At 73.4% G+C, this 1,069-nt stretch carries 1 protein-coding gene; it reads right to left on the reverse strand.

The features are described 5' to 3' along the window. Window positions 1-4 precede the first annotated feature (4 nt). The coding region (locus tag KHC27_RS00640) for an NAD(P) transhydrogenase subunit alpha (protein WP_246518623.1) at window positions 5-1,069 on the reverse strand (1,065 nt) is incomplete at its 5' end.

The raw sequence follows: 1,069 nt of genomic DNA on the forward strand, positions 1-1,069 counted from the left end.
CGCCTCAGGCCGCCGAGGCTTCCTTCGCCGCGAAGGACGGGTGCACCACCGCCCCCTCCTTCGTCAGCAGCGTCGCCTTCACCAGCTCGTCGTCCCACTTCACCGCCAGCGCCCCCGCCTTCTTGTCGATCAGCGTCTCCAGGAAGGCGTAGAGGTTCTTCGCGTAAAGCTGCGAGGCCGTCGCCGCCAGCCGGCCCGGCACGTTGAGATGGCCGACGATCTTCACCCCGCCCGCCGTCTCCACAACCTCGCCCGCCGCCGCGCCCTCGACATTGCCGCCCCGCTCCACCGCGAGGTCGACGATCACCGAGCCCGGCTTCATCGACGCCACCATCGCCGCCGTCACCAGCCGCGGCGCCGCCCGCCCGGGGATCAGCGCCGTCGTGATCACGATGTCCTGCTTGGCGATGTGGCTCGCCACCAGCGCCGCCTGCTTGGCCTGGTACTCCGCCGACATCGGCTTGGCGTAGCCCGCCGCCGTCTCCGCCTGCTTGAACTCCTCGTCCTCGACCGCGATGAACTTCGCCCCGAGGCTCTCGACCTGCTCCTTCGCCGCCGGACGCACGTCGGTCGCCGACACCACCGCGCCGAGCCGCCGCGCCGTCGCCACCGCCTGCAGCCCGGCAACCCCGGCCCCCATCACGAAGACCCGCGCCGCCGGCACCGTGCCCGCCGCCGTCATCATCATCGGGAAGGCCCGCCCGAACTCCGCCGAGGCGTCGATCACCGCGCGGTAGCCGGCAAGGTTGGCCTGGCTCGACAGCACGTCCATCACCTGCGCCCGGGTGATGCGCGGCATCAGCTCCATCGCGAACAGGCTCGCCCCGGTCCCGGCGATCGCCGCAAGCGCCGCCTCGTGGCCGAACGGGTCGGCGATCGCGATCACCAGCACCCCGGGCGTGGCCCCCGCCAGCGCCGCCGCCTCCGGACGCCGCACCGCCAGCACGATGTCCGAACCCGCCAGCGCCGCCGCGTTGTCCGCGACGATCTCCGCACCCGCCGCCGCGTACTCCCCGTCCGTGATCCCGGACCGAAGCCCCGCGCCCGACGCCACCGCGACCGAAGCCCC

Source organism: Ancylobacter lacus (genome assembly GCF_018390635.1).
Classification (GTDB): domain Bacteria; phylum Pseudomonadota; class Alphaproteobacteria; order Rhizobiales; family Xanthobacteraceae; genus Ancylobacter; species Ancylobacter lacus.